Source organism: Pantoea sp. X-Soil-MYKO-1785 (genome assembly GCF_059730675.1).
Genome location: NZ_AP036000.1, coordinates 3,632,894 through 3,657,894, shown reverse-complemented (window position 1 = coordinate 3,657,894; position 25,001 = coordinate 3,632,894). Strand labels below are relative to the sequence as shown.

At 52.9% G+C, this 25,001-nt stretch carries 24 protein-coding genes and 1 other RNA gene; 19 read left to right on the top strand and 6 right to left on the bottom strand.

Features of this window, described 5'->3' with window-relative positions; translation table 11 throughout:
- Positions 1-17: 17 nt before the first annotated feature.
- Together rsmI and rnpB are read left to right on the top strand one after the other, a co-directional pair.
- A complete protein-coding gene (rsmI, locus tag AC6I8D_RS17280) occupies positions 18-881 on the top strand; it encodes a 16S rRNA (cytidine(1402)-2'-O)-methyltransferase (protein ID WP_031377220.1) in 864 nt (287 codons plus the stop codon).
- Between the two features lie 33 nt (positions 882-914).
- Positions 915-1,293: RNase P RNA component class A (gene rnpB, locus AC6I8D_RS17275), an RNA gene on the top strand.
- A gap of 499 nt (positions 1,294-1,792) precedes the next feature.
- Here rnpB and AC6I8D_RS17270 read toward each other — a convergent pair.
- The 6 genes from AC6I8D_RS17270 to flgA all read right to left on the bottom strand — a co-directional run bounded on the left by AC6I8D_RS17270 (position 1,793) and on the right by flgA (position 7,541).
- Positions 1,793-4,102, bottom strand: coding sequence for an HAD family hydrolase (locus tag AC6I8D_RS17270; RefSeq protein WP_497820523.1), 2,310 nt, complete (start codon positions 4,100-4,102; stop codon positions 1,793-1,795).
- 240 nt (positions 4,103-4,342) lie between these two features.
- Entirely contained in the window at positions 4,343-4,882 is a 540-nt protein-coding gene (gene flhC, locus AC6I8D_RS17265; protein WP_312053260.1) for a flagellar transcriptional regulator FlhC, read from the bottom strand.
- Between the two features lie 10 nt (positions 4,883-4,892).
- Positions 4,893-5,243: a flagellar transcriptional regulator FlhD gene (gene flhD, locus AC6I8D_RS17260; protein WP_312053373.1), complete on the bottom strand. Its 351-nt coding sequence runs from the start codon at positions 5,241-5,243 to the stop codon at positions 4,893-4,895.
- A 725-nt stretch (positions 5,244-5,968) separates the two neighbouring features.
- Positions 5,969-6,412, bottom strand: a complete 444-nt coding sequence (locus AC6I8D_RS17255) for a flagella synthesis protein FlgN (protein WP_312053259.1) — start codon at positions 6,410-6,412, stop codon at positions 5,969-5,971.
- A gap of 16 nt (positions 6,413-6,428) precedes the next feature.
- Positions 6,429-6,725: a flagellar biosynthesis anti-sigma factor FlgM gene (flgM, locus tag AC6I8D_RS17250; protein WP_497820522.1), complete on the bottom strand. Its 297-nt coding sequence runs from the start codon at positions 6,723-6,725 to the stop codon at positions 6,429-6,431.
- 111 nt (positions 6,726-6,836) lie between these two features.
- Positions 6,837-7,541 carry a flagellar basal body P-ring formation chaperone FlgA gene (gene flgA / locus AC6I8D_RS17245; RefSeq protein WP_312053256.1) on the bottom strand — a complete coding sequence of 235 codons (705 nt, stop codon included), beginning with the start codon at positions 7,539-7,541 and terminating at the stop codon, positions 6,837-6,839.
- A gap of 286 nt (positions 7,542-7,827) precedes the next feature.
- Between flgA and flgB the strand changes: the two genes are divergently transcribed.
- The 17 genes from flgB to cheA all read left to right on the top strand — a co-directional run bounded on the left by flgB (position 7,828) and on the right by cheA (position 24,980).
- On the top strand, positions 7,828-8,241 hold the full coding sequence (gene flgB, locus AC6I8D_RS17240; RefSeq protein WP_312758675.1) for a flagellar basal body rod protein FlgB: 414 nt from the start codon (positions 7,828-7,830) through the stop codon (positions 8,239-8,241).
- A gap of 8 nt (positions 8,242-8,249) precedes the next feature.
- The gene (flgC, locus tag AC6I8D_RS17235) at positions 8,250-8,654 is read left to right on the top strand and encodes a flagellar basal body rod protein FlgC (RefSeq protein ID WP_312053252.1); all 405 of its coding nucleotides are present in this window, start codon (positions 8,250-8,252) and stop codon (positions 8,652-8,654) included.
- An 11-nt stretch (positions 8,655-8,665) separates the two neighbouring features.
- Entirely contained in the window at positions 8,666-9,355 is a 690-nt protein-coding gene (locus AC6I8D_RS17230) for a flagellar hook assembly protein FlgD (RefSeq protein WP_497820521.1), read from the top strand.
- Between the two features lie 35 nt (positions 9,356-9,390).
- A complete protein-coding gene (flgE, locus tag AC6I8D_RS17225) occupies positions 9,391-10,596 on the top strand; it encodes a flagellar hook protein FlgE (RefSeq protein ID WP_312053249.1) in 1,206 nt (401 codons plus the stop codon).
- A gap of 12 nt (positions 10,597-10,608) precedes the next feature.
- A complete protein-coding gene (locus AC6I8D_RS17220) occupies positions 10,609-11,364 on the top strand; it encodes a flagellar basal body rod protein FlgF (protein WP_312053248.1) in 756 nt (251 codons plus the stop codon).
- Between the two features lie 23 nt (positions 11,365-11,387).
- Positions 11,388-12,170 (top strand): flagellar basal-body rod protein FlgG, encoded by a 783-nt coding sequence (gene flgG / locus AC6I8D_RS17215; protein ID WP_312053246.1) that lies wholly within the window; start codon positions 11,388-11,390, stop codon positions 12,168-12,170.
- A gap of 80 nt (positions 12,171-12,250) precedes the next feature.
- Complete coding sequence (locus AC6I8D_RS17210) at positions 12,251-12,970, top strand: flagellar basal body L-ring protein FlgH (protein ID WP_312053372.1); 720 nt, start codon at positions 12,251-12,253, stop codon at positions 12,968-12,970.
- A 10-nt stretch (positions 12,971-12,980) separates the two neighbouring features.
- The gene (locus AC6I8D_RS17205; RefSeq protein WP_409455969.1) at positions 12,981-14,102 is read left to right on the top strand and encodes a flagellar basal body P-ring protein FlgI; all 1,122 of its coding nucleotides are present in this window, start codon (positions 12,981-12,983) and stop codon (positions 14,100-14,102) included.
- On the top strand, positions 14,102-15,043 hold the full coding sequence (gene flgJ, locus AC6I8D_RS17200) for a flagellar assembly peptidoglycan hydrolase FlgJ (protein ID WP_497820520.1): 942 nt from the start codon (positions 14,102-14,104) through the stop codon (positions 15,041-15,043). Before AC6I8D_RS17205 ends, flgJ begins: the two co-directional genes overlap by 1 nt.
- Before the next feature lie 106 nt (positions 15,044-15,149).
- Positions 15,150-16,793, top strand: a complete 1,644-nt coding sequence (gene flgK, locus AC6I8D_RS17195; protein WP_312053242.1) for a flagellar hook-associated protein FlgK — start codon at positions 15,150-15,152, stop codon at positions 16,791-16,793.
- A 44-nt stretch (positions 16,794-16,837) separates the two neighbouring features.
- The gene (gene flgL / locus AC6I8D_RS17190) at positions 16,838-17,758 is read left to right on the top strand and encodes a flagellar hook-associated protein FlgL (protein ID WP_312053240.1); all 921 of its coding nucleotides are present in this window, start codon (positions 16,838-16,840) and stop codon (positions 17,756-17,758) included.
- A gap of 89 nt (positions 17,759-17,847) precedes the next feature.
- Positions 17,848-19,542: a methyl-accepting chemotaxis protein gene (locus AC6I8D_RS17185; RefSeq protein WP_497820519.1), complete on the top strand. Its 1,695-nt coding sequence runs from the start codon at positions 17,848-17,850 to the stop codon at positions 19,540-19,542.
- Between the two features lie 178 nt (positions 19,543-19,720).
- Positions 19,721-20,449, top strand: a complete 729-nt coding sequence (locus AC6I8D_RS17180; RefSeq protein ID WP_312053236.1) for an RNA polymerase sigma factor FliA — start codon at positions 19,721-19,723, stop codon at positions 20,447-20,449.
- Between the two features lie 63 nt (positions 20,450-20,512).
- Entirely contained in the window at positions 20,513-20,923 is a 411-nt protein-coding gene (flhD, locus tag AC6I8D_RS17175; RefSeq protein WP_497820695.1) for a flagellar transcriptional regulator FlhD, read from the top strand.
- 172 nt (positions 20,924-21,095) lie between these two features.
- Entirely contained in the window at positions 21,096-21,992 is an 897-nt protein-coding gene (gene motA, locus AC6I8D_RS17170; protein ID WP_312053234.1) for a flagellar motor stator protein MotA, read from the top strand.
- The gene (gene motB, locus AC6I8D_RS17165; RefSeq protein ID WP_312053232.1) at positions 21,989-22,972 is read left to right on the top strand and encodes a flagellar motor protein MotB; all 984 of its coding nucleotides are present in this window, start codon (positions 21,989-21,991) and stop codon (positions 22,970-22,972) included. The genes motA and motB overlap by 4 nt, the downstream gene beginning before the upstream one ends.
- Positions 22,959-24,980 (top strand): chemotaxis protein CheA, encoded by a 2,022-nt coding sequence (cheA, locus tag AC6I8D_RS17160; RefSeq protein WP_497820518.1) that lies wholly within the window; start codon positions 22,959-22,961, stop codon positions 24,978-24,980. The genes motB and cheA overlap by 14 nt, the downstream gene beginning before the upstream one ends.
- Positions 24,981-25,001 lie beyond the last annotated feature (21 nt).

Below are 25,001 nucleotides of genomic sequence, written 5' to 3'. Positions count from 1 at the left end.
GCAATTCGGATGAAACAATGAAACAACTCGATCGGGCAGAGATTTCTGCCAGCACGCTCTACATCGTTCCAACCCCGATTGGTAATTTGGGTGATATCACCCAGCGGGCGCTGACGGTGCTTTCGAGCGTCGATCTGGTCGCTGCGGAAGATACACGTCATACCGGGCTGTTGCTACAACATTTCGCCATCACTGCGCGACTCTTCGCACTTCACGACCACAACGAGCAACAGAAGGCCGAGCTGCTGCTGACGAAGCTGCAAGAGGGTCAAAGCATAGCCTTAGTTTCTGATGCCGGCACGCCGCTGATCAACGATCCCGGCTACCATCTGGTACGACGTTGTCGCGAAGCGGGGATTCGGGTGGTGCCGCTGCCAGGCGCCTGTGCCGCCATCGCTGCCCTGAGTGCTGCCGGATTGCCGTCCGATCGTTTCTGTTACGAAGGGTTTCTGCCGGCCAAAACCAAAGGCCGATGCGATACCCTGCGTGCGCTGGTGCAGGAGCCACGTACCCTGATCTTCTACGAATCGACCCACCGTCTGCTGGACAGCCTGCAGGACATGGTGACTGAACTGGGCGCTGACCGGTATGTGGTGCTGGCGCGCGAGCTGACTAAAACCTGGGAGTCGATTTACGGTGCGCCGGTCGCCGAGCTGCTGGCGTGGGTGAAAGAGGATGAAAATCGTCGCAAAGGCGAGATGGTGCTGATTGTCGAAGGCCACAAGGCGGACGAAGAGGCGCTACCGCCTGACGCACTGCGCACGCTGGCGCTGCTGCAGAAAGAGCTACCGCTTAAGCGAGCCGCTGCCCTGACCGCTGAGATCCATGGCGTGAAGAAAAATGCGCTCTACAAATATGCGCTGGAGCAGCAAGAGGCGTGACAAATGGCGGCGAATGCCCTATCATCCCGCGCCGAAGCTGACCAGACAGTCGCCGCTTTGTCGTCGTCCTCACTTGTGGGGAGACGGGCAGAGGGGAGGAAAGTCCGGGCTCCATAGGGCAGGGTGCCAGGTAACGCCTGGGAGGCGCAAGCCTACGACCAGTGCAACAGAGAGCAAACCGCCGATGGCCCAGAAATGGGATCAGGTAAGGGTGAAAGGGTGCGGTAAGAGCGCACCGCGCGACTGGCAACAGTTCGTGGCACGGTAAACTCCACCCGGAGCAAGGCCAAATAGGGGTTCACAAGGTACGGCCCGTACTGAACCCGGGTAGGCTGCTTGAGCCAGTGAGTGATTGCTGGCCTAGATGAATGACTGTCCACGACAGAACCCGGCTTAACGGTCAGCTTCGACTACTTCTAAAAACCCCGCTTCGGCGGGGTTTTCCGTTTAAAGACCCAACCCTTCTCAGGTGCCACCACCCTCACCCGGAACTGGAGCGCGTCTGCCGGGCGACATGAGCCCTTTTCCTGTTCCGGCACCCGTTGTTTACCTTATTCCTGTGCCCCCTTGGTTAGCGATCCGGTTTACGGTCAGCCGATCGCACAGCGGCGGCTCCCTGCTGACAGAATCAATCCCGTCATGCGATTTTTCACAGTTAACGGCAGTCATGCTTTTGTCGTCAGCAGCAGGCCGGGCTGTTTCAGGCTGGGCTGGGCTGGGCTGGGCTGGGCTGGGCCAGAGGGAATGTAACGTTGTGGTCATAGTCCGCAGTGTGCGGGAGAGATGAGTGCATCCCGTCGGCGAACAGCCGACGGGATGCCGCACAAGATGGATGCTGCACCATTGCGATAACGGATTTCCCCGTCACCCTGTTGCATGCTGCCCGGCAGCTGAGATACCCCTATTTTATTTCAGTCATTCACTGCCTGAATCTGTGGGTTTAACGGCCGATAGACAAAATGCAGCACCGCCTGGGCAGGGCTTTTTTGCGGTTTGACATAGATAAAGCCGTCTGGCTGCATATTTAATACCAGCTTATCGTGCTGGGTCGCACCATCAATAAAGTAGTCTTTATCCTTATCCAGCCGGTAGGACTGCTGCTGTTCAGTGCTTTTAAACAGCGCCTGCTGCGACGTCAGGCTGAGGCTATCCACTTCAAAATCCCGCAATGAGTTTCCGATAGCAATCACCACCTCAGCGGTGACCATTGGAATATAAATTGAGAAAAAACCGTCGAAGGTGCTGGTGGCAAACAGCTTTTCCGTCAGCGGAGGCTGATCGTTGCGGATAAATAATACCTCCAGCGGTTGCTGACGCTGTGAGCTTTGAGAGAGCGACCAGGAGAGTGCGTTGCGGGAAGCCGACAGCAGTGACAGAGAATATTCAATACCGCAATGACGCAGTTCAGAAGGGGTATTGGTGCGGCTCTCGCTGTTTTCATCCTGCGCCAGACGCGCTACGCCGTAGCGGCGCATATAGCCAATCGCCTTCTCCGCATCAACCATTTGCTGCGTCGCATCGGTTCCCATATTAATGTCGAACGTCAGGTGTTGCAGCAGATCAGTTTCAATCGCCAGCGGGAAATAGGTATAACGGACCAGATCGATAGCCGCAGAGTCCCACAGCGCCGGTGAAGCCGGGATTGCCCGTTCTCCCACCTGGCGGACACACCTTAAGGCTTCATGCTGAATCGCCTTTACCGCCGAGATCATTTTCTCTGAATGCATCACGCCTTCACCTATCGGCTCGCCATCATCGGTGTAATCCACCACCGAAAAACCGTGCGAAGAGCAGAGCATTTCAAACGAGGCGATGAAGCGGGTCAGGGTGCGAATCAGGCGGAAATCAGCGGTGTCAGGATTAACCAGCGCGGTGCGATTCTGCTGCCAGCCGGCTGTCCAGGCGGCAATCAGGTAGCAGCCGCGGACCTGTATATTCAGCGCTGCTTCCAGCAGCGGTGCCAGCAGGTTTTGCGCCGTGCCCGCATAGCCAAGATCGATCAGCATCAGGGTTTCGCCCGGCTGCAGCTGCAGCTTATTTTGCAGATGGGTTATCAGCCGCTGGCGGCAGGCCGCTGAACGGGCAAGTGTTTCCTTCACCACCTCATGGCTCAGAAGTGACTTATAGAGGTAATCTGCCGAGTGATTGTGTAATTTAAGCTGCGATGCGATCTTTTTTTTCCGCCGTTCGCTCAGCATCAGATGTCGGCTAATCATGTCGAATCCCGCCGCAGTGACTCGCTCCGCCGCACGTAATGTTTTCCCTAAATAGTCGACGATGCTTTGGCGAGAGTGAAAGGCACTTTTTATGGCGGTGAAACGGGAAATATTCAGCGAGGCAGATTGTTCGTCAGGATAAAGCGCATGATACGCCTCGCGGAGCATGTAGCCATCCCGCATCAAAAAGCCCAGCCGGACGCCGGGCATAAGGTCGCGTTGCTGTTTAATAAAGAGCGCAAATGCATACAGTATCGGACCCAGCGTGGTCCAGCCGGTGAGTTGCTCGCTGCTGATCTCATTACGCAGCGCGACGGAGTAACAGGCATGGAACAGTGAGGGGACCGGTGCTGTCGCCCCGCAGGCCGGGAACAGCAGCTTAGCCGCAACGCTGCGCTGTTCCAGCACGTTGGTCACCAACGCTTCATTCTGTTTAAAGTGAATGGCAGTGATGCCGGACTTCACCGGCTGCAGGTAATCCGCCCGGTGATTATCGCCGACATGAAAAATATCCTGCGGCTTAACCTGCTCGCGCTGAACGATCTCTGGCCAGAGCGAGCCTGATTTGCTGTGACCAAATTCTGACGAACAATAGATATGGTCAATCAGGTCTGGAATCTCATCACAGTGCGCCGCTAACAGGCGACTCAACTGGCCGGCATCTAAATAGGTATCGCTGACAATAATGGTGCGGATACCGCGTGCTTTTGCCTGACGTAATAGCGCCAGCGCCGGTGGAAACAGAAAGCCGTTGTCGATCTCCAGCGCCAGCTCGTGCTCCATCATCTGCTGCTGTTGTTCAGCATCAAACTGGCCTTTCAGCTCGCCATAAATTTCCGCCAGGCTGACTTCCTCCAGCCCGGTTGCGATACGCTTTTTCTTTCTGGCATCGGCTTCGGCTACGCCTCTGGCAAGCGGACACAGGCCATGTTGCAGTCGGGTAAATATATCAAACGGGCGAGAAACGTTACGCCAGAAAAGCGTATCGAAACAGTCAAGGGACAAGACTTTAGCATTACTTTGCTGAAATATTTGTTCTATACGTTCAAATGAAACAGAGGGCATATTCATCATAAATATCCGTAAAAATTATTGTTATATAGACATTTTTATTTTACCTGATCGATGTTAATGAATATTGAAAGAGTAGCGGAGGTTAGTGTCAGCTTTTTGCCCGTTAACCCCTGGCCGGAAACAGATATTTACCGTTTACCGGCCTGGAAAAAACAACAGGTATTTCCGATATCAATGAGATACGTGGGCCTTAGCGCAATTTTTCTTGCTCGCGCGTGAAGGGGGATGGCATAAGCTACAAATAAATAGCGTATTGATGTAGCGTGGTGCCGAAATGAATTTCCCGCCACAGGTCGAGCAGGGAATCTGCTCCAGCATGTTGCAGTCAATAAAGCGCAGCAACGTCCAGGCGCGGGTAAATTCCAGTACCGGTTTTTCACCAGGTTCGCACGGACACTGTTCGCTGTAAAGTCTGTATGCCTTTAGTAACGATTCGACAGGACGTTTGTTCTCTGTTTTATGCAGATAAAGATAGATGTTATAAAATAAAGAAGAGTGAATATTTTGTTCCCATGAGGTAAACCAGTCGGGTGAAAAGGGCAGCATGCCTTTAGACGGTGAACAGCCTTTTATCTCTTTATACAGGCGCAACAGCTTGCGGCGGCTAAGTGATGTTTCGCTCTCCAGTACCTGCATACGTGCACCAGAAGAGACCAGCTCCATCGCCAGCTGCGTGTCATAAATTTCATCCAAAATGCTTTGATCATTCATGGGGTTATCTTCACTTTGCCAGGGTTGGTTCAGAAAGAGAATGCAGAATATCACTCGAAAGAATGATACCGGTATGAATATGCTGGAGCGCGTCAAGACGGGAATCTTTAGTCAGGAATTCGATCACCGCTTCACTGTTAATCCGCAGCTGGCAAATAAGCTGATTGGTCGAAGCTAATTTTATCAGCTGTGAAATTGACAGGTCTTTAAGCATAGAAATCAATGGGTCAGGCAGTCCAAGCCGGAAGCTTGCGGCGTCTTTATCTCCCTGGTTTATTAATTGTTGCGCCAGCAACAGATAAGATAAGTTCAAATCATTGATATTCTGAACATGCTCGTTTGTTGTATTCTGGTAATGCATATTTTTCACTTGTTGGTATTTCCTTTGGTTATGTTACCTTTATGTTTCGACAGATGCTGACATGCGAGGCAGGTAATGTCAGCGCCGTAGCGCTGCTTATTACCGCCTTACTACTGCCAGGGGGAAATAAAAAGATTATTTACATAAGTATACCATTGTAATTTTTCTGAGCGAAGCCTGATGTCACTAAATAAGCAAAATAATAGAGGCTATTTGGCAAGTAACCACATTATTTAAAAGGTTATTCGCGAGCGCGGAAATTTATTCAATTTGATAATCGCTATCGGAACAGTCGGTTGTCTCAGCGTCTATGATTTAGATCATTACACTGTTTCCGTCGTAAAGAAATTCATTTTCTGAAGGTGCGATTATTCAGTGTGATTCATTTTGTCAGATCTGGCTGTGACTTTTGGTGCAGCATGTTTTTTGTCATGCCTCTGATTTAAATAATGCTGGTTTTTGAAAAGAGAATGTTATGAGAATTATTGCAGTTTTTGAAATGCTACCGGACACGGTCGATCTAAGCGAATGATGATTAGCGAAGAAGAAGGTGCTGGAATAACCATTTAGAGGTATATGTGAGGCAGTGACTGCCGTACTGTTCTGCTACTTTGAGATAAGCCTGGACAATTCCTGCCGTCATGAAACCGTTATTCTCCGGTCATCCTTCCCCCTGTATTGGGGGTATTTTACGGCTTATCTCTTTGGCCGGGCATCCTCTGCCATTAAATATTGATGTTGTACGCCATTCCTTTGAGGTTTTGCTGTGCGGTACCATCCGCGCCATACAGCGCTGCGCGATGGCTCACCTGCTTTACCATACTTTTCAGAGTTAAGGCTTTCTGCATCTGAAGTTCTAAAATCGGATAGATGCTCATATTCATCGAGCTGGTCTGGCGGGCAATGGCGATCACATTGTCCCACAGCGAATTCAGCAGAGGCTGTTGGTGATAAGGTGCGGCCATACCCAGCCGGTTTTCTTCTACTTTGCGCTGCTCTTCGTAAAAATTAATCGTCGATAGCAGACGACTTTTATTGTCAGACAGCATCTGCAGGGTCACCGGATTAAGCTGTGGCCGGTTGAGCTGGCTTAGCTCTTCTTCCAGCACCGGTTTCAGCTCTGCTAACAGACTGTGCAGTTTTACCAGGGTAATACGGAGATCATTCATCAGTTAACTACCCACGTCAGATTATCTGAAACATTTCTTTGGTCAGCGCGCTGGCAATCTTATCGGTATTAATCGGCAGTTCACCGGCGCTGAGTGCGGCTTTGATCTTGTCCAGATATTCAATGTTGATATCCTGGCTGCTGTTAGTTTGCAGCGACTGGATTTGATTACTCAGGCTGACTTTAGTCCCGGTACGGGTTTTGCTGGCGGAGGTGGCTCCCTCCACATGACGTCGGTCAGCACGCTTTGAGGCTTCCGGATGAATTTCGGTGAATACGGCAGGCGTGATCTTTTGGCTGCGTTCTATGCTCATCAATATCCTCGACAATCTGTTCGGTAAAAATATTTTCCAGTTAAAGTAAATTATCGGGCGTTGTCGAAATTACTGAAGGCGGCCGACCGGTTATCTTTTACGCCAGCCGGATTAATCTACCGCCACGGCGGCCTGGCCTGTGCCCGTCGCCGTCACGGTGAGGATCTGACCGGTCGGGGTCTGCACCCGTAAATGTTGCGCCAGCGCGGCATTGTCCAGCGCCTTCGCGGCGGCATGGACAGTAAAGCCATCCCCCTGATAACTGACTTCCAGCTTCTCTCCGGCAACGATCGCCCAGCGCTGGCGCAGCTGACTTTCGACCAGGTTCTCACCCGGATGAATCGCGCGTAACGTGACGCGCCCGATAATCCGCTGCGGATCGTAGATCAGCCCGCTGGGCAGATGTTCAGGCGAGCCGCGTTGCGGATGAATCGATTCCCGGCTGACCCGCTCTCCGGGCCGCAACAGGCGACTTGCCTGCCACCAGGTCGCCGTGACATCCAGATGAATCTGAATAAAGTGCCGGCGGGCGTCGCACTGCGCAATGATGCTGTGCGCGCCAGCCAACCGGCTCAGATTTCCGCTCAGCGTCAGTACCGGACTGGCACAGAGGGTGGCAAGTTGCGCCCTGGGCGTGAGCAACCGCACCCTCAGGCGCGGTCGCACCGATGGCGGTAAATTGATGTTGTTGTTCAACAGGGCGGTAATTGCTTCCGTTAGCTGAATATCCGCCTGCGCGGCACTGCAAATATCGGCGGCTGTCAGCAGTGCGATGAGCGTGATGATTTTAATGATAACGGAATATTGTGTTGCCACGATATGAATGTCCTGAACGGAAACAATGAAAAGTTGCGGATTAATAATGATCTGGCCTGAACCATCGGCATTGAATAATTCTACGGTAAAAGCTTAACTTTCTGATGAAGAAAGTAATGACATAAATGTGGCTATTTAGCCGGATTGCACCTGCGCTTCTTTTTTAATTGCCTTGTTAACCGACCAAGTAGTGCTGCTTCTGTCGATTTTTCAAATTATAGATTTCTGCTGCTCTCTTTTAAAATGGCGCAATTAGAATTCCACCGGCACGAGATAAATAATCCTTATGCTTGATAAACTCGACAGGGAGTTAGGCTTCCAGCAGGCCGCGCTGTCTCTGCTCAATAAGCGCCAGAATATTCTGGCTTCAAATGTGGCAAATGCTGACACGCCGGGCTATCTGGCCAGAGATATCGATTTCTCGTCGCAGTTAAACGCGGCGTTCTCCCGCACCGCCAGTCAGTCGGGGCCGCTGGCATTAACCCTGACCTCAGGCCAGCACATTGCGGCAAAGGCACCGGCGATGAGTGACCCCAATCTTTTGTATCGCATTCCCGATCAGCCCTCTGCAGACGGGAATACGGTTGATATGGATCGCGAACGCGCCAACTTTGTTGATAACAGTGTGAAATATCAATCAGGCCTGACGATTCTCGGTGCGCAAATTAAAAATATGATGAATGCGATTAATCAGGGGTAATTATTGAGATGTCACTGCTCAGTATTTTTGATATTTCCAGCTCAGCCATGACGGCGCAATCGAAAAGGCTCAATGTCAGCGCCAGTAATATGGCCAATGCCGACAGCGTTGCCGGTCCGGATGGTAAACCTTACCGGGCAAAACAGGTTATTTTCAAAGTTGATGGCGCGCCGGGCCAGCAAATTGGTGGCGTTCGGGTGAGTGAGGTGGTGGAAAGTACCGCGCCGGATCGAATGATGTATGAGCCGGGTAATCCTTTAGCGGACGGTAAAGGTTATGTCCATATGCCGAATGTCGATGTGGCCGGTGAAATGGTGAATACCATTTCCGCTTCGCGCAGCTATCAGGCTGATGTCGATGTGATGAATACCGCGAAAACCTTAATGCTTAAAACGCTGACGCTGGGTCAATAAGGAATAACAGAATGGCAGTCTCGCCAGTAATGGGCAGTAACAACAACAGCAACGTGAATAGCACCACCACTGCGGCCACGGATGGCACCAGCAGCGCGGACTTAATGAATAATTTCATGACGCTGCTGGTGGCGCAAATGCAAAACCAGGACCCGACAAACCCGATGGATAATAACCAGATGACCTCGCAGCTGGCGCAATTTAATACCGCCTCCGGGGTCGAGAAGCTTAACGACACGCTCAATAGCGTCGGAACGCTGGTGTCCAGTATGCAGCAGATGAATGCAGCGGAATGGGTCGGCCGCACGGTGATGGTTGAAGGCAAACCGGTGGTCGATACCAGCGGCCAGCAGGGCGCCAACAAGGTCTTCTCATTCGCGCTGGATAGCGATGCGGATAATGTCGAAGTGACGCTCACTGACAAAGAAGACCGTGTTTACCACGCCGAACTGTCAAACGTCAAAGCGGGCGTTAAGAGCTACAGCCTTGATGACCTGCGTAACTTTGATCCTGCTTTACCGCCGGAAGGCACCCGCTTTGACGTCTCCTTTACCGCCACCAACAGCAACGGTGACACACCGAACATTGTGGCGCTGAAAAAAGCCAAAGTCGACAGCGTAGCCTTCTCCTCCGGCGGCTCACTGCTGGAACTTGGCGTTAACGGCACCGCGACGCTCGGACAGGTTTACGAAATCGAGTAATTCAATCATTTAGTGATCGACCAGGAAAAAGAATAATGAGCTTCTCACAAGGCCTTAGCGGGTTGAATGCGGCGTCACAAGCGCTGGATGTTGTTGGTAACAATATCGCTAACTCCCAGACGGTAGGGTTTAAAACCGGATCAATTGCCTTCGCCGACGTGTTCGCCGGTTCGCAGGTCGGTATGGGGGTACAGGTCTCGGCGGTAAACCAGAGCTTCACCGATGGTGTGCTGGGCGCAGGCACCGGCAGCCTGGATATGGGTATCCAGGGCAACGGTTTCTTCCGTCTGCAGAATGAAGCCGGGCGCGTTTTTTACAGCCGCAATGGACAGTTCCAGAAAGATGCCAATGGCTATGTGATTAACAACCAGGGCATGTTCCTTACCGGCTATCAAGCCACCGGCACGCCGCCAACGATTCAGCCGGGTGCCGCCGTCGGCCCGATTCAGATCCCTGACGGCCAGATGCCAGCGCGCGCCTCGGACAGCGGCACGCTCAACGGTAACCTGCCATCCGGCAGCGAGGTGGTCACCAACACCACCTTTGATCCGACCGACAGCACCAGCTACAGCACCGCGCCAACCATGATTGACGCCTACGACAGTCTGGGTAACAAGCACACCATCAATGTTTACTTCGCCAAAACGGCGGATAACCAGTGGACAGCCTATTCCCAGGACATTACCGCGCCAGGCACGGGTTTTCAGCAGACCGCGCTGCAGTTTGATACCTCCGGCCAGCTCACCACAAGCCCGGCGAAACTCAACGTTCAGGGCGCGGCCTATGACGGCGGTGAAGCGCTTAATTTCGATTTAGACCTGACCGGCATGACCCAGCAGGCGTCAGAGTTCTCAATGAACAGCCCCTCCACCACCGGTTATGCTCCCGGCCTGATGAATGGCTACACCGTCGGTGATAGCGGCCAGGTGATCGCCTCTTACAGCAATGGCCAGCAGCAGTTACTGGGCCAGGTGGTGTTGAGCAACTTTACCAATCCAGGCGGACTCTCGTCGCAGGGCAATAACTGCTGGAGCGAAACGCCAGAGTCGGGTCAGCCGGTGACCGGCATCTCCGGCTCAGGCAGTCTCGGCACCCTGTACGGCAATAAGGTGGAAGCCTCTAACGTCGATCTGAGTAAAGAGATGGTCAACATGATCGTCTTCCAGCGTAACTACCAGTCCAATTCACAAACCATCAAGACCCAATCAGAGCTGCTGCAGACTCTGGTTAACCTCGGCTAACGGCGGATCACTATGGATCGTGCGATTTACACCGCCATGGGCGCGGCGAATGCGGCGCTTAACCGCCAGGCGGTCACGGCAAATAACCTGGCTAACGCCTCAACCACCGGCTTCCGGGCGCAGCTGATGGCGTATCGGGCGGTGCCGGTTGAGGGACCGTCGGTGGCGACCCGCACGCTGGTGGCGGAATCGACTCCGTGGAACGACACCACCATGGGCGCGGTGCATCAGACCGATCGCGACCTGGATGTTGCGCTACCGCAGGATGGCTGGCTGGCCGTTCAGCTGCCGGATGGCAGTGAGGCCTACACCCGCGATGGCAATATTGAAGTGGACAGCGAAGGCGGGCTGCTGGTGCATGGTCTGCCGCTGATGGGTGACGGTGGCCCGCTCAGCGTACCGCCGCAGTCGCAGGTCACCGTTGCGCCCGATGGCACCCTGAGTGCGCTGGGTGCCGGCGATCAGCCAACGGCACTGGCGCAGGTCGGGCAGATCAAGATGGTAAAGGCTGAGGCCGCTGCCCTGAAGATGGGAGATGACGGACTGTTCCATCTCAGTAACAGCGCAGCCGCGGGCGGTGCTGCGCCCCTGCCGCTGGACCCGACGCTGCGACTGATGCCGGGCATGCTGGAAAGCAGCAACGTCAGCCCGGTGAAGACCATGGTCGATATGATCGCCACCGCGCGTAGCTTCGATATGCACATGAAGATCATCAGCACCGTTGATGAAAATGAAAAAAGCGCCAATCAGTTGCTAACGCTGGGCTAAACCCGGCGAGGAGAATTCAAACCATGATCCGTTCTTTATGGATTGCTAAAACCGGTCTCGAAGCGCAGCAGACCAATATGGATGTGATATCCAATAACCTGGCTAACGTCAGCACCAACGGATTCAAACGCCAGCGTGCGGTATTTGAAGACCTGATCTACCAGACGCTGCGTCAGCCCGGCGCCCAGTCCTCTGAGCAGACCACCATTCCTTCCGGTCTGCAAATTGGTACCGGCGTTCGTCCGGTGGCGACGGAGCGTATCCACAGCCAGGGCAGCATGACGCAGACCAACAACAGTAAAGATGTGGCGATTCAGGGCGGCGGTTTTTTCCAGATCCAGCTGCCGGATGGCACCATCGGTTATACCCGCGATGGCTCGTTTCAGTTTGACCAGAATGGTCAGCTGGTGACCTCCAGCGGCTATCCGGTTCAGCCCGCCATCACCATCCCGCAGGATGCCGAGTCGCTGACTATCGGCACCGACGGTCTGGTGAGCGTAACCCTGCCGGGACAAACCGCACCGCAGCAGGTGGGGCAGCTAACGCTCACCACCTTCATCAATGAGTCCGGGCTGGAAAGTCTGGGTGAGAACCTCTACCACGAAACCCAGGCGTCCGGCGCACCGAATGAAACCACACCGGGCATGAACGGTGGCGGGACGCTCAGACAGGGCTATGTCGAAACTTCTAACGTCAACGTGGCGGAAGAGCTGGTCAATATGATCCAGACCCAGCGCGCCTATGAAATTAACAGTAAAGCGGTCTCAACATCCGATCAGATGTTGCAGCGGCTGTCGAATTTATAACGCGGGTCGCCGCGGGCTGTTAACGGCACCGCCGCATAAAGAGATGTGGTTATAACATGAATGGTAAGGCTTATTCGGCGATGACGCTCATCGCCCCCCCTCGTATTTTGCGCCGTTCTGGCACCCTTTTTTTTGGCATCGCGTTGGTGTTAGCGCTCAGCGGCTGTGCGTATATCCCGCACGCGCCGCTGGTAGAGGGAAAAACCACCGCCGCTCCGGTTGTTGCGGTGCCGGCGGTAAACAACGGTTCGGTGTTCCAGACCGGCCAGGCGATGAATTATGGCTATCAGCCGATGTTTGAAGATCGCCGGCCGCGTAACGTCGGCGACATCCTGACCATCATCCTGCAGGAAAATGTCAGCGCCAGTAAAAGCTCCTCGGCCAACGCCAGCCGGGATGGCTCTGATTCGCTGGCATTTGATGCGACACCGCGATTTCTGGCTGGCTTATTTGGCAGTGACCGAGCCAACACCAGCATCAGCGCAAACAATGATTTCAGCGGCAAAGGCGGCGCAGCAGCCAAAAATACCTTTAGCGGCACGCTGACGGTGACCGTCAACCAGGTGCTGGAAAATGGCAACCTGCGGGTGGTGGGTGAAAAGCAGATAGCGATCAATCAGGGAACCGAGTTTATCCGATTCTCCGGCGTGGTGAATCCGCGCACCATCAGTGGTATGAACACCGTTGCCTCAACGCAGGTGGCTGACGCCCGAATTGAATATGTTGGCAACGGCTATATCAACGAAGCGCAGCAAATGGGCTGGTTACAGCGCCTTTTCCTTAACCTTTCTCCGTTTTAACTCACTGATTATGAAAATCGCACACCTAAAGCGTTATCTGACTCTGCTCTGCGTAGGTCTGAATATCTTACTCCCGGTTGCGGTGCACGCAGAACGCATCCGCGATTTAACCTCAGTGCAGGGTATTCGTAGCAATTCCCTGATGGGATACGGTCTGGTGGTCGGGCTGGATGGCTCCGGCGATCAGACCATGCAGACGCCGTTTACCACCCAAAGCCTGAACAATATGCTCTCTCAGCTGGGCATTACCGTGCCGTCCGGCACCAATATGCAGCTGAAAAATGTGGCTGCGGTGATGGTCACCGCCGAACTGCCGGCCTTTGCCCGGGCAGGCGATAAGATCGATGTGGTGGTCTCTTCCATGGGTAACGCCAAAAGCCTGCGCGGCGGCACGCTGCTGATGACGCCTCTCAAAGGAGTAGATAACCAGATTTATGCCCTCGCCCAGGGGAATCTGCTGGTCAGCGGCGCAGGTGCGCAGGGCGGCGGCAGCCGGGTTCAGGTTAACCAGCTGAACGGCGCGCGCATCAGCAATGGCGCGATGGTCGAACGTGAAGTGCCGACCAGCTTCGCCGGTGACAACGTGCTGCGTCTGCAGCTGAATGAAGATGATTTTTCCGTAGCGCAGCAGATCAGCGATGAAATCAACCGGCGCTACGGCGGCACCACCGCGTCGGCGGAAAATGCCAGAACCGTGCGCCTGAACGCGCCGCAGGACAGTGCGGCGCGGGTCCGTTTTCTGGCTAATATCCAGAATATCCCGATCAGGGTCGATGCGGGTGACGCCCGGATTATCATCAACTCCCGTACCGGTTCGGTGGTGATGAATCGCCATGTGTCGCTGGATGCCTGTGCGGTGGCGCAGGGGGATTTAACCGTCGAAGTGACGCGCAACAACCAGGTCAGCCAGCCCGATACGCCACTGGCAGGCGGTAACACGGTGGTCACGCCTGACACTCAGGTGTCGGTGCGCAACAGCGGCGGATCGCTGCAGCGGCTCAACACCAGCGCCGATCTCAACAGTGTGGTACGCGCGCTAAACAGCCTGGGCGCGACGCCGAACGATTTAATGGCGATTCTTCAGTCGATGAAAAGCGCCGGTTGTCTCCATGCCCGACTGGAAACTGACTGATGAGCGACAGCAGCATTACTGGCGGAGCCGCCTTCGATTTACGCAATCTGGAAGCGCTCAAATTGACGGCAAAGCGTTCACCTCAGCAGGGGCTGAAAGCCGCGGCTCAGCAGATGGAAGGGCTGTTTATCCAGATGATGCTGAAAAGCATGCGTGAGGCGTCCTTCAAAGGCGGGCTGTTCGATAATCAACAGTCGCAGATGTTTACCTCAATGTACGATCAGCAGATTTCTCAGGATATCGCGGCGCAGGGAACGCTGGGCTTTGCCGATCAAATGATGCAGCAGATGGCGGCCAGCGAACCCGAGCCCGCTGCACCGGCGCACGAAACCCTGATTTCAACGCTGATCAACGCCAGCCTGCGTCCACAGCCGATGGCGCAGACGGCAGAGCCCTACACCCACCCGGCGCATCCGCGTGCGCCGGTGGAGGCGCAGCCGGACAACGACAGCTTTATCGCACGCCTGATGGCACCCGCCAGGGAAGTGGCGCGTCACAGCGGGATACCGCATCAGCTGATTATCGCCCAGGCGGCACTGGAGTCAGGCTGGGGAAATCGTGAGATCCCGACCCGACATGGCAAGCCGAGCCATAACCTGTTTGGTATCAAAGCGACGCCTGACTGGAAAGGGGAAACCACTGAGATCACCACCTCGGAGTATATCAACGGCGCACTGCGGAAAGTAAAAGCCTCGTTTAAGGTTTATAAAAATTACGCGGATGCCTTAACAGACTATGCCACTTTCTTAACCGGCAATCCGCGTTATCAGAACGTGATTAATAGCCCGTCAGTTGAAAAAGCGGCGCATGCTTTACAGGAAAGCGGTTATGCAACCGATCCGAATTATGCGAAAAAGTTAATGAACATTATTCATTATGTTCAGGGAAATGTTGCAAACCGCGCGGGTGGCGTGAAAAAAACGCTGGAGGAAATATTTTAGCGTTTTCATTTTAGTTTTAGCCGGAACTCACGATAAATAAATAACGATATAAAATTTCCAGGCCAGAGTCTGGCCTCGACTCATAAAATATGAGGCTGGTAAAGCGATGAGTTTATTTAATATTGCCCAGGGCGGACTGGATTCAGCCCAATCTGCCCTGATTGTGGTAGGTAACAACTTAAGTAATGCGATGACCGACGGGTACAGCCGACAAAATATCATTCTGGGGGAAGCCGGCGGTCGCAGCACTAATTACGGCTTTTTCGGCTATGGCGTTCAGACAAATGATGTTAAGCGCAGCTACGACAGTTTCCTGAATAATCAGGTTCGCGGTGCTAACGCGCAGTTTGAAGGGTTGAACGGGCGTTACGAGCAGCTGAGCCAGATTGATAACATGTTCGGTGATACCACCAATAATGTCTCCGTCACGCTGGGAAATGTATTTACTGCGCTAGAAGAGATCAACGGTAATGCCGCCAGCCCGGCGGCACGCCAGGAAGTCTATTCACAGTTCAAGGCACTGACGAATCAATACCGCACCAGCAGCGATACGCTGAAAGGGTTAGAAAAAAGCACCAATACTAAAATCAGTCAGGCGGTTGACGATATCAATGCCTGCGCCAGCCAGCTCGCCAACCTGAATAAAGAAATCGCCAAAGTGCATGCCTCCAGCGGCAAACTGCCCTCTGACCTGATGGACCAACGCGATCAGGTATTAGGCCAGCTCAGCGGGCTGACCGGCATTAAAGTGAATGAGAACAGCACCACGGGCCGGGTCGATGTCACGCTAGCGAACGGTTACTCACTGGTGAATGGCGATGATACTTGTCAATTAAAAGCCAAGCCCTCAGCCGCGGACCCGAACACACTGGTGGTGGCGTACACCGATAATACCGGTGCCGACCGGCTGCTGGATGACAATACCATCAGTACCGGTACGCTGGGTGGGTTGCTTAAATTCCGCAATACCGATCTGAAAGACGCCGAAAATCAGCTTAATCAGCTGGCGTTGCAGATGGCAAATACATTCAATCAGGTTAACCAGGCGGGTTACGATCAGAATGGCGACGCCGGTACCGCTATTTTCGCCCTTGACGAGCCGCAGGCGATTGCCAACAGCAATAACAGCGGCAATGCGTCACTGACGGTTTCACGTAGCGACAACAGCGCAGTCCAGGGACAGGATTATACCCTGACCTTCACCGGTCCCTCCGCCAGCGACTGGACGGTAAAAACTGCTGACGGACAAGCGATTACCCCGACGGTCGGCAGCGATGGCTCGCTGAGTTTTGATGGCATCACGGTTACCCCGCAGGGCACACCGCAGGCTGGCGACAGCTTTGAATGTAATCCGCTGGCCGGTGCCGCTGCCTCGCTGACGGTGGCGATTAGCAGTGGTGATCAAATTGCCGCCTCAAGCTCTGCTGATGCAACCGAGGAAAGCAATAATGAAAATATTAAACAGATGGTTGATATCAAAAATCAGCAGCTGATTGGTAAAGCGACCCTGAGCGAGGCCTACGCCAGCCTGGTGAGTTCGGTGGGTTCTTCAATGACATCGGTGAAATCGGCCTGCTCGACCGCTGCCGGCGTACTGGATCAGTGGGGCCAGCAACAGCAGTCGGTTGCTGGGGTAGATATCAACGAAGAGTATATCAACATGCAGATGTATACCCAGTACTACCAGGCTAATTCCCAGGTATTACAAACGGCCACTACGCTGTTCGATACCATACTTAATATTAAATAGATCTTTTCGTGGCCGATTTTCATTAATTAACAGAGGGTATAGGGATGCGTTTTAGTACTCACTATATGTACCAACACAATATTGATAGCATCACTAAATCAATGTCCAGCGGAAATAACGTTAATGCACGCCTTGCTGCCGGGCAGACCCTATTAACACCGTCGGACGACCCTGCTGGCGCGTCTGAGGCGGTGGCATTGCAAAATAGCTTAGCCGGAATGAGCCAGTACGATACGGCCAGAACTCACGCACAGGATGCGTTAGGCCAGGAAGATAACACCCTGAGCAGTATTCAAAGCGTGCTGACCGGTAATCTGACGTCAAAAATTATTGCCGGCGGCGATGGCGCTTATTCCGATCAGGACCGTCAGGCACTGGCGACTGAGTTACAGGGCATTCGCAACAATCTGGCCGATTTGGGCAATACCCGCGACAGCAGCGGGCGCTATATCTTTGCTGGTTATAAAACCGGCAGCGCGCCGTTCGCTGAGGATGGCAGCTACGTGGGCGGCGATACGCAGATAACTCAAAAGATCAGCGATAACCTTGAGATACCGGTAAGCCATACCGGGCAACAGCTTTTCATGAGCGGCAGCAGTGATGATCTGCTGGCCGCTGTCGACAAGGCGATCGCCGCATTAAATAAGCCCTGTGCCAGTGATGCCGATCGTCAGGCGCTGATGGATACGCTGGACAGCGTGAACGTTACCGTCAAAAAAAATGTGGATAACATTGGCAAAATCCAGTCAGAAGTGGGGACTAACCAGCAACACCTCGACACCCTGACCTTCAGCGCCGAGGCGCAAAAAATCAACGTCACGGCGCGACTGCAGCAGGCGATAGGATCAGATTCTGACACCCAGATTGGCCTGATTACCCAGTCTAAAATGTCTGAATTTGCCCTTACCTCGTCAATGACAGTATTTCAGGCCATGCAGAAAATATCGATTTTCAACTTCACATAATAAAAATCTATTACTCATTTTTCGGCTTAATGGCAAAGTGAAAACATCAGTAATTATTCATCGATTCATTAGAATCCTGTAGGGTTATCATGTTAAAAAATATTAAAGTTTCAACAGGGATAAACTCCCTGATGTATGTTTTTATCTTGTTCCTGGCGTTAATTTCGTTCTTTAATATCTCTGGTGCACATCGGTTCGACAGACAGCGGACGGAAGCACTCACTATCTCAAATGCAGATAATGTCATTCAGGATTCCATCGGCAGGCTCAATATTGCACTGGGTTCAGTTTCGCTTTCATCTATTGCTCAGCATGAGGAGTTTGTTAAAACAGGCACCAGCAATCTCGATGAACAGGCATTAGCAGAAATTAACGAAGACATTAAATTAGCGGACGATAACTACAAGCTATTTATGAGTCAGCCTGTGATATCGCATAGGGAAACGGAAAAAAAGAAAGAGATTAAGAAAGCGTATGACGATTTACATAATTTCACCCTAAGAATTCGCGATACTATTATTGATCCGAAGAAATCCCTGCTTTCTCCGGATGAAGTCGCAGATGAAACGGCCAAATACAATACCGCAATAAGACAAGCGTTGTATGAATACCGCGTCATTCTCAACACGTTAATGGAAGAGCGTAAAGCGCTGGCAGATGCGCAAAACTCAAGAATGCTGAGCTACGCCTGTGTCATCCTGTTAGTGGCGATAGGCATGATGATTTTCATGCGTATCTGGCTGAAAAGAACCGTGTTCACCCGCTTACATCAGACCCGCGAAACCTTTGCGATGCTGGCTTCCGGTGACTTAAGTCAGCCGATTGATATTGGCTCGAAAAATGAAATCGGTGAAATGCTGGCCGAGCTGGAGAAAATGCGCGTCACGCTGACCGCAACCGTGTCGGATATCCGCCATGGTGTCACCAGCATTTACGGCAGTGCAAAAGAAATTGCCAACAGCAACAACGAACTCTCTTCGCGCACCGAGCAGCAGGCCTCGGCGTTACAACAAACCGCGGCCAGCATGGAAGAGTTAAAAATTACCGTGCGTCAGAACGCCGACAATGCCCACAGCGCCAAACAGCTGGTTGAAACGGCCAACAGCAGTGCCCGTAAGGGTGGCGATGTGATGGTTAACCTCGACAGCATCATGCGTGAAATTACCGATAATTCACGGCAGATTGCGGATATCAACGGCGTGATCGACAGCATTGCTAACCAGACCAACATTCTGGCACTGAATGCGGCCGTTGAAGCGGCGCGTGCCGGGGAACAAGGTCGTGGATTTGCCGTGGTGGCCGGTGAAGTTCGTAGCCTGGCGAAGCGCAGTGCGGATGCAGCGAAAGAGATCCGTCAGCTGATCAATATCGCCGTCGCCAACATGAATACCGGTTCGCAGGAAGTGGAACTGGCCGGCACCGCGATGAACGAAGTGGTGAAATCGGTTACCCAGGTTACCGATATCATGTCAGAGATCACCTCGGCGTCAGATGAGCAAAGCACCGGCATCAACCAAATCGCGCAGGCGGTGAATGAGATGGATTCCGTCACCCAACAAAATGCCGGCATGGTGGAGCAGGCTGCCAGCGTTGCGCGCAGTGTCGAAGAGTATGCGCATAATCTGGAGCAGGCGGTGTCGCAGTTTTCACTTCAGGAAGGAAATCAGGCAAGTGAAGAAAAAAGCAGCAAATATGCCGCAACTAACACCATTAAAAAAACCATGGTACTGAGCGAACCGGCGTTCGGAAAAAATAAATCTGAAGGCGACTGGTCTGATTTCTGAGTAAATAACAGCTAAGTCGATAAACAAACAAGGGTATTTCACCGTTGTTTGTTTATCCCTTATATTCATTTCCCCCGGCAGGCGAAATGCGCGTAGTTATACGGGCTTATCAGACTATTTGATTATTGGTCAATCGTTAATAATCGTCTTCTGTTTTGTTGTAGTGGAATAGCTAATTTTGGATGGTATCTATACCTCAGAAGGTGTGATCGATAAAAATGCGCTGTGGTTGAAGTACCGTTTCTGGGTGCGTAAAGAAGCGCTGACGTTAAAGGTGAAATTACCGGTCAGCGTGGAACTGGACGATCTTATTCAGGCCGGGGCCGTTGGGTTATTAAATGCGATTGATAATTATGATCCAAAAAAAGGCATTGCTCTGAGTACCTATATCAGTCAGCGGGTTCGTTGGGCATTAATCGACGAATTACGTGAGCGTGACTGGGTACCTCGGCGGGTTCGCAGTAATTCCCGTCGGCTCTCTACAGCGATCCAGCGGATTGAGCAGGAGAGTGGGCAAACGGCTACAGAGGCGGACGTGGCGCAGGAAATGGGCGTTTCGCTGGCAGAATATCAGTCGATGCTGGCAGAAAATAACAACAGCATGATCTATTCGCTGGATGAGCTGCAGGAAGAGTATGGCGATAACTTTGAACAGCCAGACAGCAATCACGAAGCGTTAAATCCACTCAACGAAGCGCTGTTTACCCGATTAACCGCTCACATCAGCCGGGAAATAAAAAACCTGCCTGACCGGGAGCAAACCTTGCTGAATCTCTATTACCAGCAGGAGCTGAATATGAAAGAGGTGGGCTACGTGCTTGGCATCACCGAAACGCGGGTCAGTCAGTTGCACAGTCAGGCAATTAAACGACTGCGCGCCAGGTTAGATGTCAATAAATCATCGTAGTGCTGCCTGATTAATCGCGCTAATCGCGCCGGGCGACGCAAAAAGTCTAATCGAGTGATAAATATGATGAAAACAGGTATGTATAGTTATGATGATCGGCTGCAAAATATTTATGCATTCAATCTTTCTTACCTGCTGCTTGCTCAGCATCTTATCCAGCAGGACGCCTGTACGGCAGCTTTTTTTTTAGGCATTAATGAAGAACTGATTAATTTGTTAAAGAATCTGCCGCTGCCGGAATTATTACGGCTGGCGTCGGTAGACAGATTGATCTGTCAGTTACGCATTGAAAGCGAAGCGGTATTAAATACCATTACCAAAAGCTCTCGTCTTGAAGCGCTGCAGGGGATTCATGCCGGCATTATTTTATCGACCCATTTGCTGCACGGCATGGAGAAAAAAGAGTCTCTCTCAGATTCGATGAACAACGTTGTCAGCCTGGCGAGTGCGGATAAAAAAGCCTTTCCGGTTTAATCCGAACGACGGGTTATTGCAGCGAATGCTGAAGAGACCATGAAATAACGCTGTTCAGCCAGGTAAACCCTTTTGGCTCGCCGGGTCGTTAACGGCTATTTAGGTATCCCCCTTTTATCACCTGGGATCGGTTCCGGCTGGCGAAAGGTTTGTTAATAATGAAGAGGTTATTGTGCTGGTTGTTCTGGGCTATATCGTGGTTTTTGCCGCAGTCATTGGCGGATTTTTACTGTCGGGTGGCGAATTAGGCGCGCTGTTTCAGCCAACTGAACTGTTAATTATTGGTGGCGCAGGCGTCGGTGCCTTTATCGTGGGGAATAATGCGAAAGCGATAAAAGCCACGCTTAAAGCGTTGCCGCAGCTCTTTAAAGGCGCCGGTTATACCAAAGCGGTGTATATCGACCTGCTGACGTTGCTTTATCTGCTGCTGGCCAGCGGTCGCCAGAAAGGAATGATGTCACTGGAGGCGGAGATCGAAGATCCACAAAATAGCGCCATCTTCACCCGTTATCCGCGGTTACTGGCTGATAGCTTCCTGATGAATTTCTTACTCGATTATCTGCGCCTGATCATCAGCGGCAGTACCAATGCGTTTGAAATTGAAGCGCTGATGGATGAAGAGATTGAAACCGCTGAACATGAAGCGGCGGTCCCCGCCGACAGTCTGGGCGCGCTGGGTGACGGCTTTCCGGCGTTTGGTATTGTCGCCGCGGTGATGGGCGTGGTGCATGCGCTGGCGTCCGCCGATCGTCCGGCTGCCGAACTCGGCGAGTTGATCGCCCATGCCATGGTCGGCACCTTTCTCGGTATCCTGCTGGCTTACGGCTTCGTCAGTCCACTGGCGGCGTTGCTGCGTCAGAAAAGTGCGGAAAAAACCAAAGCGCTGTTCTGCATTAAAGCGGTGTTGCTGGCGGCGATTAATGAATCCGCACCGCAAATCGCAGTGGAGTTTGGTCGCAAAACGCTCTACTCCTCGGTGCGCCCGACCTTCTATCAGCTGGAAGAGCACATTCGTGATGTGAAAGCGGCACCTTCAGAGCCAGCGGCGGCAGCGGAAGAGGCTGCATGAATAAGAAAAACAATGCCGTCATCGTGGTCAAACGGAAGCGTAAGTCTGCCCATGGTGGCCATCACGGTGGCTCGTGGAAAATTGCTTATGCCGACTTTATGACGGCAATGATGGCCTTCTTTTTGGTGATGTGGTTACTCTCAACCTCAACACCGCAAACCCGTGAGCAGGTGGCGGAGTATTTTAAAATGCCGTTACGGGTTGCACTGGCGAAGGGCAACAAATCGAGCCTGAGTGACAGCGTGATCCCCGGCGGCGGCGATAACGTGATTAAGCAGGACGGTGAAGAGCTTAAGCAAACGCCGGATAAGCTGGAAAATAAGAAGCAAAAGTCCGATCACAATTTACAGGCGCTGCGTGAAAAGCTGCAGAGCCTGATCGTCCAGGATCCACGGCTGAGTAATTTCCAGTCCAATATACGACTGTCGCTGACTGATAATGGGCTGCTGGTTCAGATCACCGACAGTCAGGACCGGCCGATGTTTAAGGTTGGCAGCCGCGAACCCGAGCCGTATATGCGCGCCATTCTTGAGGCGCTGGCACCGGCGCTGAATGGCTTAACCAATCGCATTACCCTCTCTGGTCACACCGATTCGTTGCGTTATGCCGGTGGTGATGCCGCCTACAGTAACTGGGAGCTGTCGGCCGATCGTGCTAATGCCTCGCGTCGCGCGTTAATTAAAGGTGGCATGTCGGCGGATAAATTCCTGCGCATTGTCGGCATGGCTGATAGCGTCAGTCTCGATAACGGCGGCCAGGATAATCCGCTTAATCGACGGATAACCATACTGGTTCACAGTAAAGAAAAAGAGAAGGAAATTCTCAAAGAGCAGTCGCTTTTAAATAAACTCACTGCAACCCCGGAAACGGAAAAATTAACGTCGGCGTTAAAGATTGTGCCTGCCGATGCGCAAGCCCCTGGGCAGCCGGTTATCTCTCCAGGAAAAATAGAGCAGAGGGAAAACGATGGACATAAGTGATTTTTATCAGACTTTTTTCGATGAGGCTGATGAGTTACTGGCAGATATGGAGAAACATCTGCTGGATCTGGACTTCCTTTCACCCGATAAGGATTTATTAAATGCCATATTTCGGGCCGCTCACTCAATCAAGGGTGGTGCCGGCACGTTTGGCTTTACGGTATTACAAGAAACAACCCATATACTGGAAAATTTACTCGATGAGGCCCGTTGCGGCGAATTACAGCTGACCAGTGAAATTATTAATTTGTTTCTTGAGAGTAAAGATATTATGCAGGAACAACTGAATGCGTATAAATCTTCGCAACAGCCGGATGAAGAAAGCTTCCGCTATATCTGCGAAGCGCTGCGGCAAATTGCGTTAGAGAGCAAAGCTGAGCCGCCGTCTGCTGCCACGGCGTCGCAGCCTGCCGTTGCGGCGGCGCCAGAGCCGGAGAGCGTGCCACCGGTAGCCGCCCAGCAAGCGCAACCGGAGCCGGCAACCGGCGGTTCGGTACTCGCTGTCAGACTGACCGGCATTAATGAGCTGGATAAACAGCCGTTAACCGATGAGCTGGCTAATCTGGGGACCATTATCAACAAGCAGGATGATGGCGGCCAGATTGACATTACCCTCGAAACCACCACCAGCATCGACGACATCATCGCGGTGATGTGCTTTGTGCTGGAACCGCATCAGATAGTGATTACCCCAGCCAGCGCTGCTGAGGCGGTTGAAGCTGAAGCCGCCGCTGTCCCGGTGGCACCCGTGGCGAAGCCGGACGCGTCCGCCGCACCCGCCCCAGCCAGACACAAAGCGCCACCGAAAGCACCCGCCAGTGAAAGCGGCAGCATCCGGGTAGTGGTTGATAAGGTTGACCAGATTATCAATCTGGTGGGTGAACTGATCATTACGCAGGCGATGCTGACGCAGCTCTCGTCGCGGCTCGATGCCTCCCAGCATGATGCGCTGGTGAACAGCATTGCCCAGCTGGAACGCAATGCGCGGGATCTGCAGGAATCGGTGATGTCGATTCGTATGATGCCGATGGAATATGTCTTCAGCCGCTTCCCAAGACTGGTGCATGACCTGGCGACAAAACTGAATAAGAAGGTTGAGCTGATCCTGCGTGGCGGCTCGGCGGAACTGGATAAGGGGCTGATTGAAAAAATTATCGATCCGCTGACCCACCTGGTGCGTAACAGCCTCGATCACGGCATTGAACCGGTCGAAGCCCGAGTGGCCAAAGGAAAGCCGGAAAAAGGCAATCTGATCCTGTCTGCTGAGCATCATGGCGGCAATATTGTGATTGAAGTGATTGACGACGGTGCCGGCCTTAACCGCGAGAAGATCCTCGCCCGGGCGCAGTCGCAAGGCCTGATGGTGGCTGAAAACGCCAGTGATGAAGAGATCTGGATGCTGATCTTCGCTCCGGGCTTCTCCACCGCCGAGAAGGTGACGGATGTCTCAGGCCGCGGAGTCGGCATGGACGTGGTGAAACGTAACATTCAGGCGATGGGCGGCCATGTCGAAATCTATTCTGAACAGGATAAAGGCTCGACCATCCGCATTATTCTGCCGCTGACGCTGGCGATTCTTGACGGGATGTCGGTGCGGGTCGGTGACGAAATTTATGTTCTGCCGCTCGGCACGGTGATGGAGTCGCGGCTGCCGTCAGAGAAAGCGCTCTACCGCATGGCCGGTGACGAACTGATGCTTCAGGTCCGCGAAGAGTATCTGCCGCTGGTTGAACTGCGACAGGTGTTTAATCTGCCGGGCCAGGCTGATGAGAGCAATCAGGGCATTGCGGTGATTGTGCAGAGTGCCGGCTGCCGTTACGCCCTGTTAGTGGATCAACTGGTTGGTCAGCATCAGGTGGTGGTCAAGAATCTTGAGCTTAATTACCGCCGGGTTCCTGGCGTGTCGGCGGCGACCATTCTTGGCGACGGCAGCGTGGCACTGATACTGGATGTCGCGGTATTAGCCATGCTGGCGAAGGAAAAGCGACAGGCAACCAAAGCCGGTTAATAGCGTGCTGTTTTAAGGTGA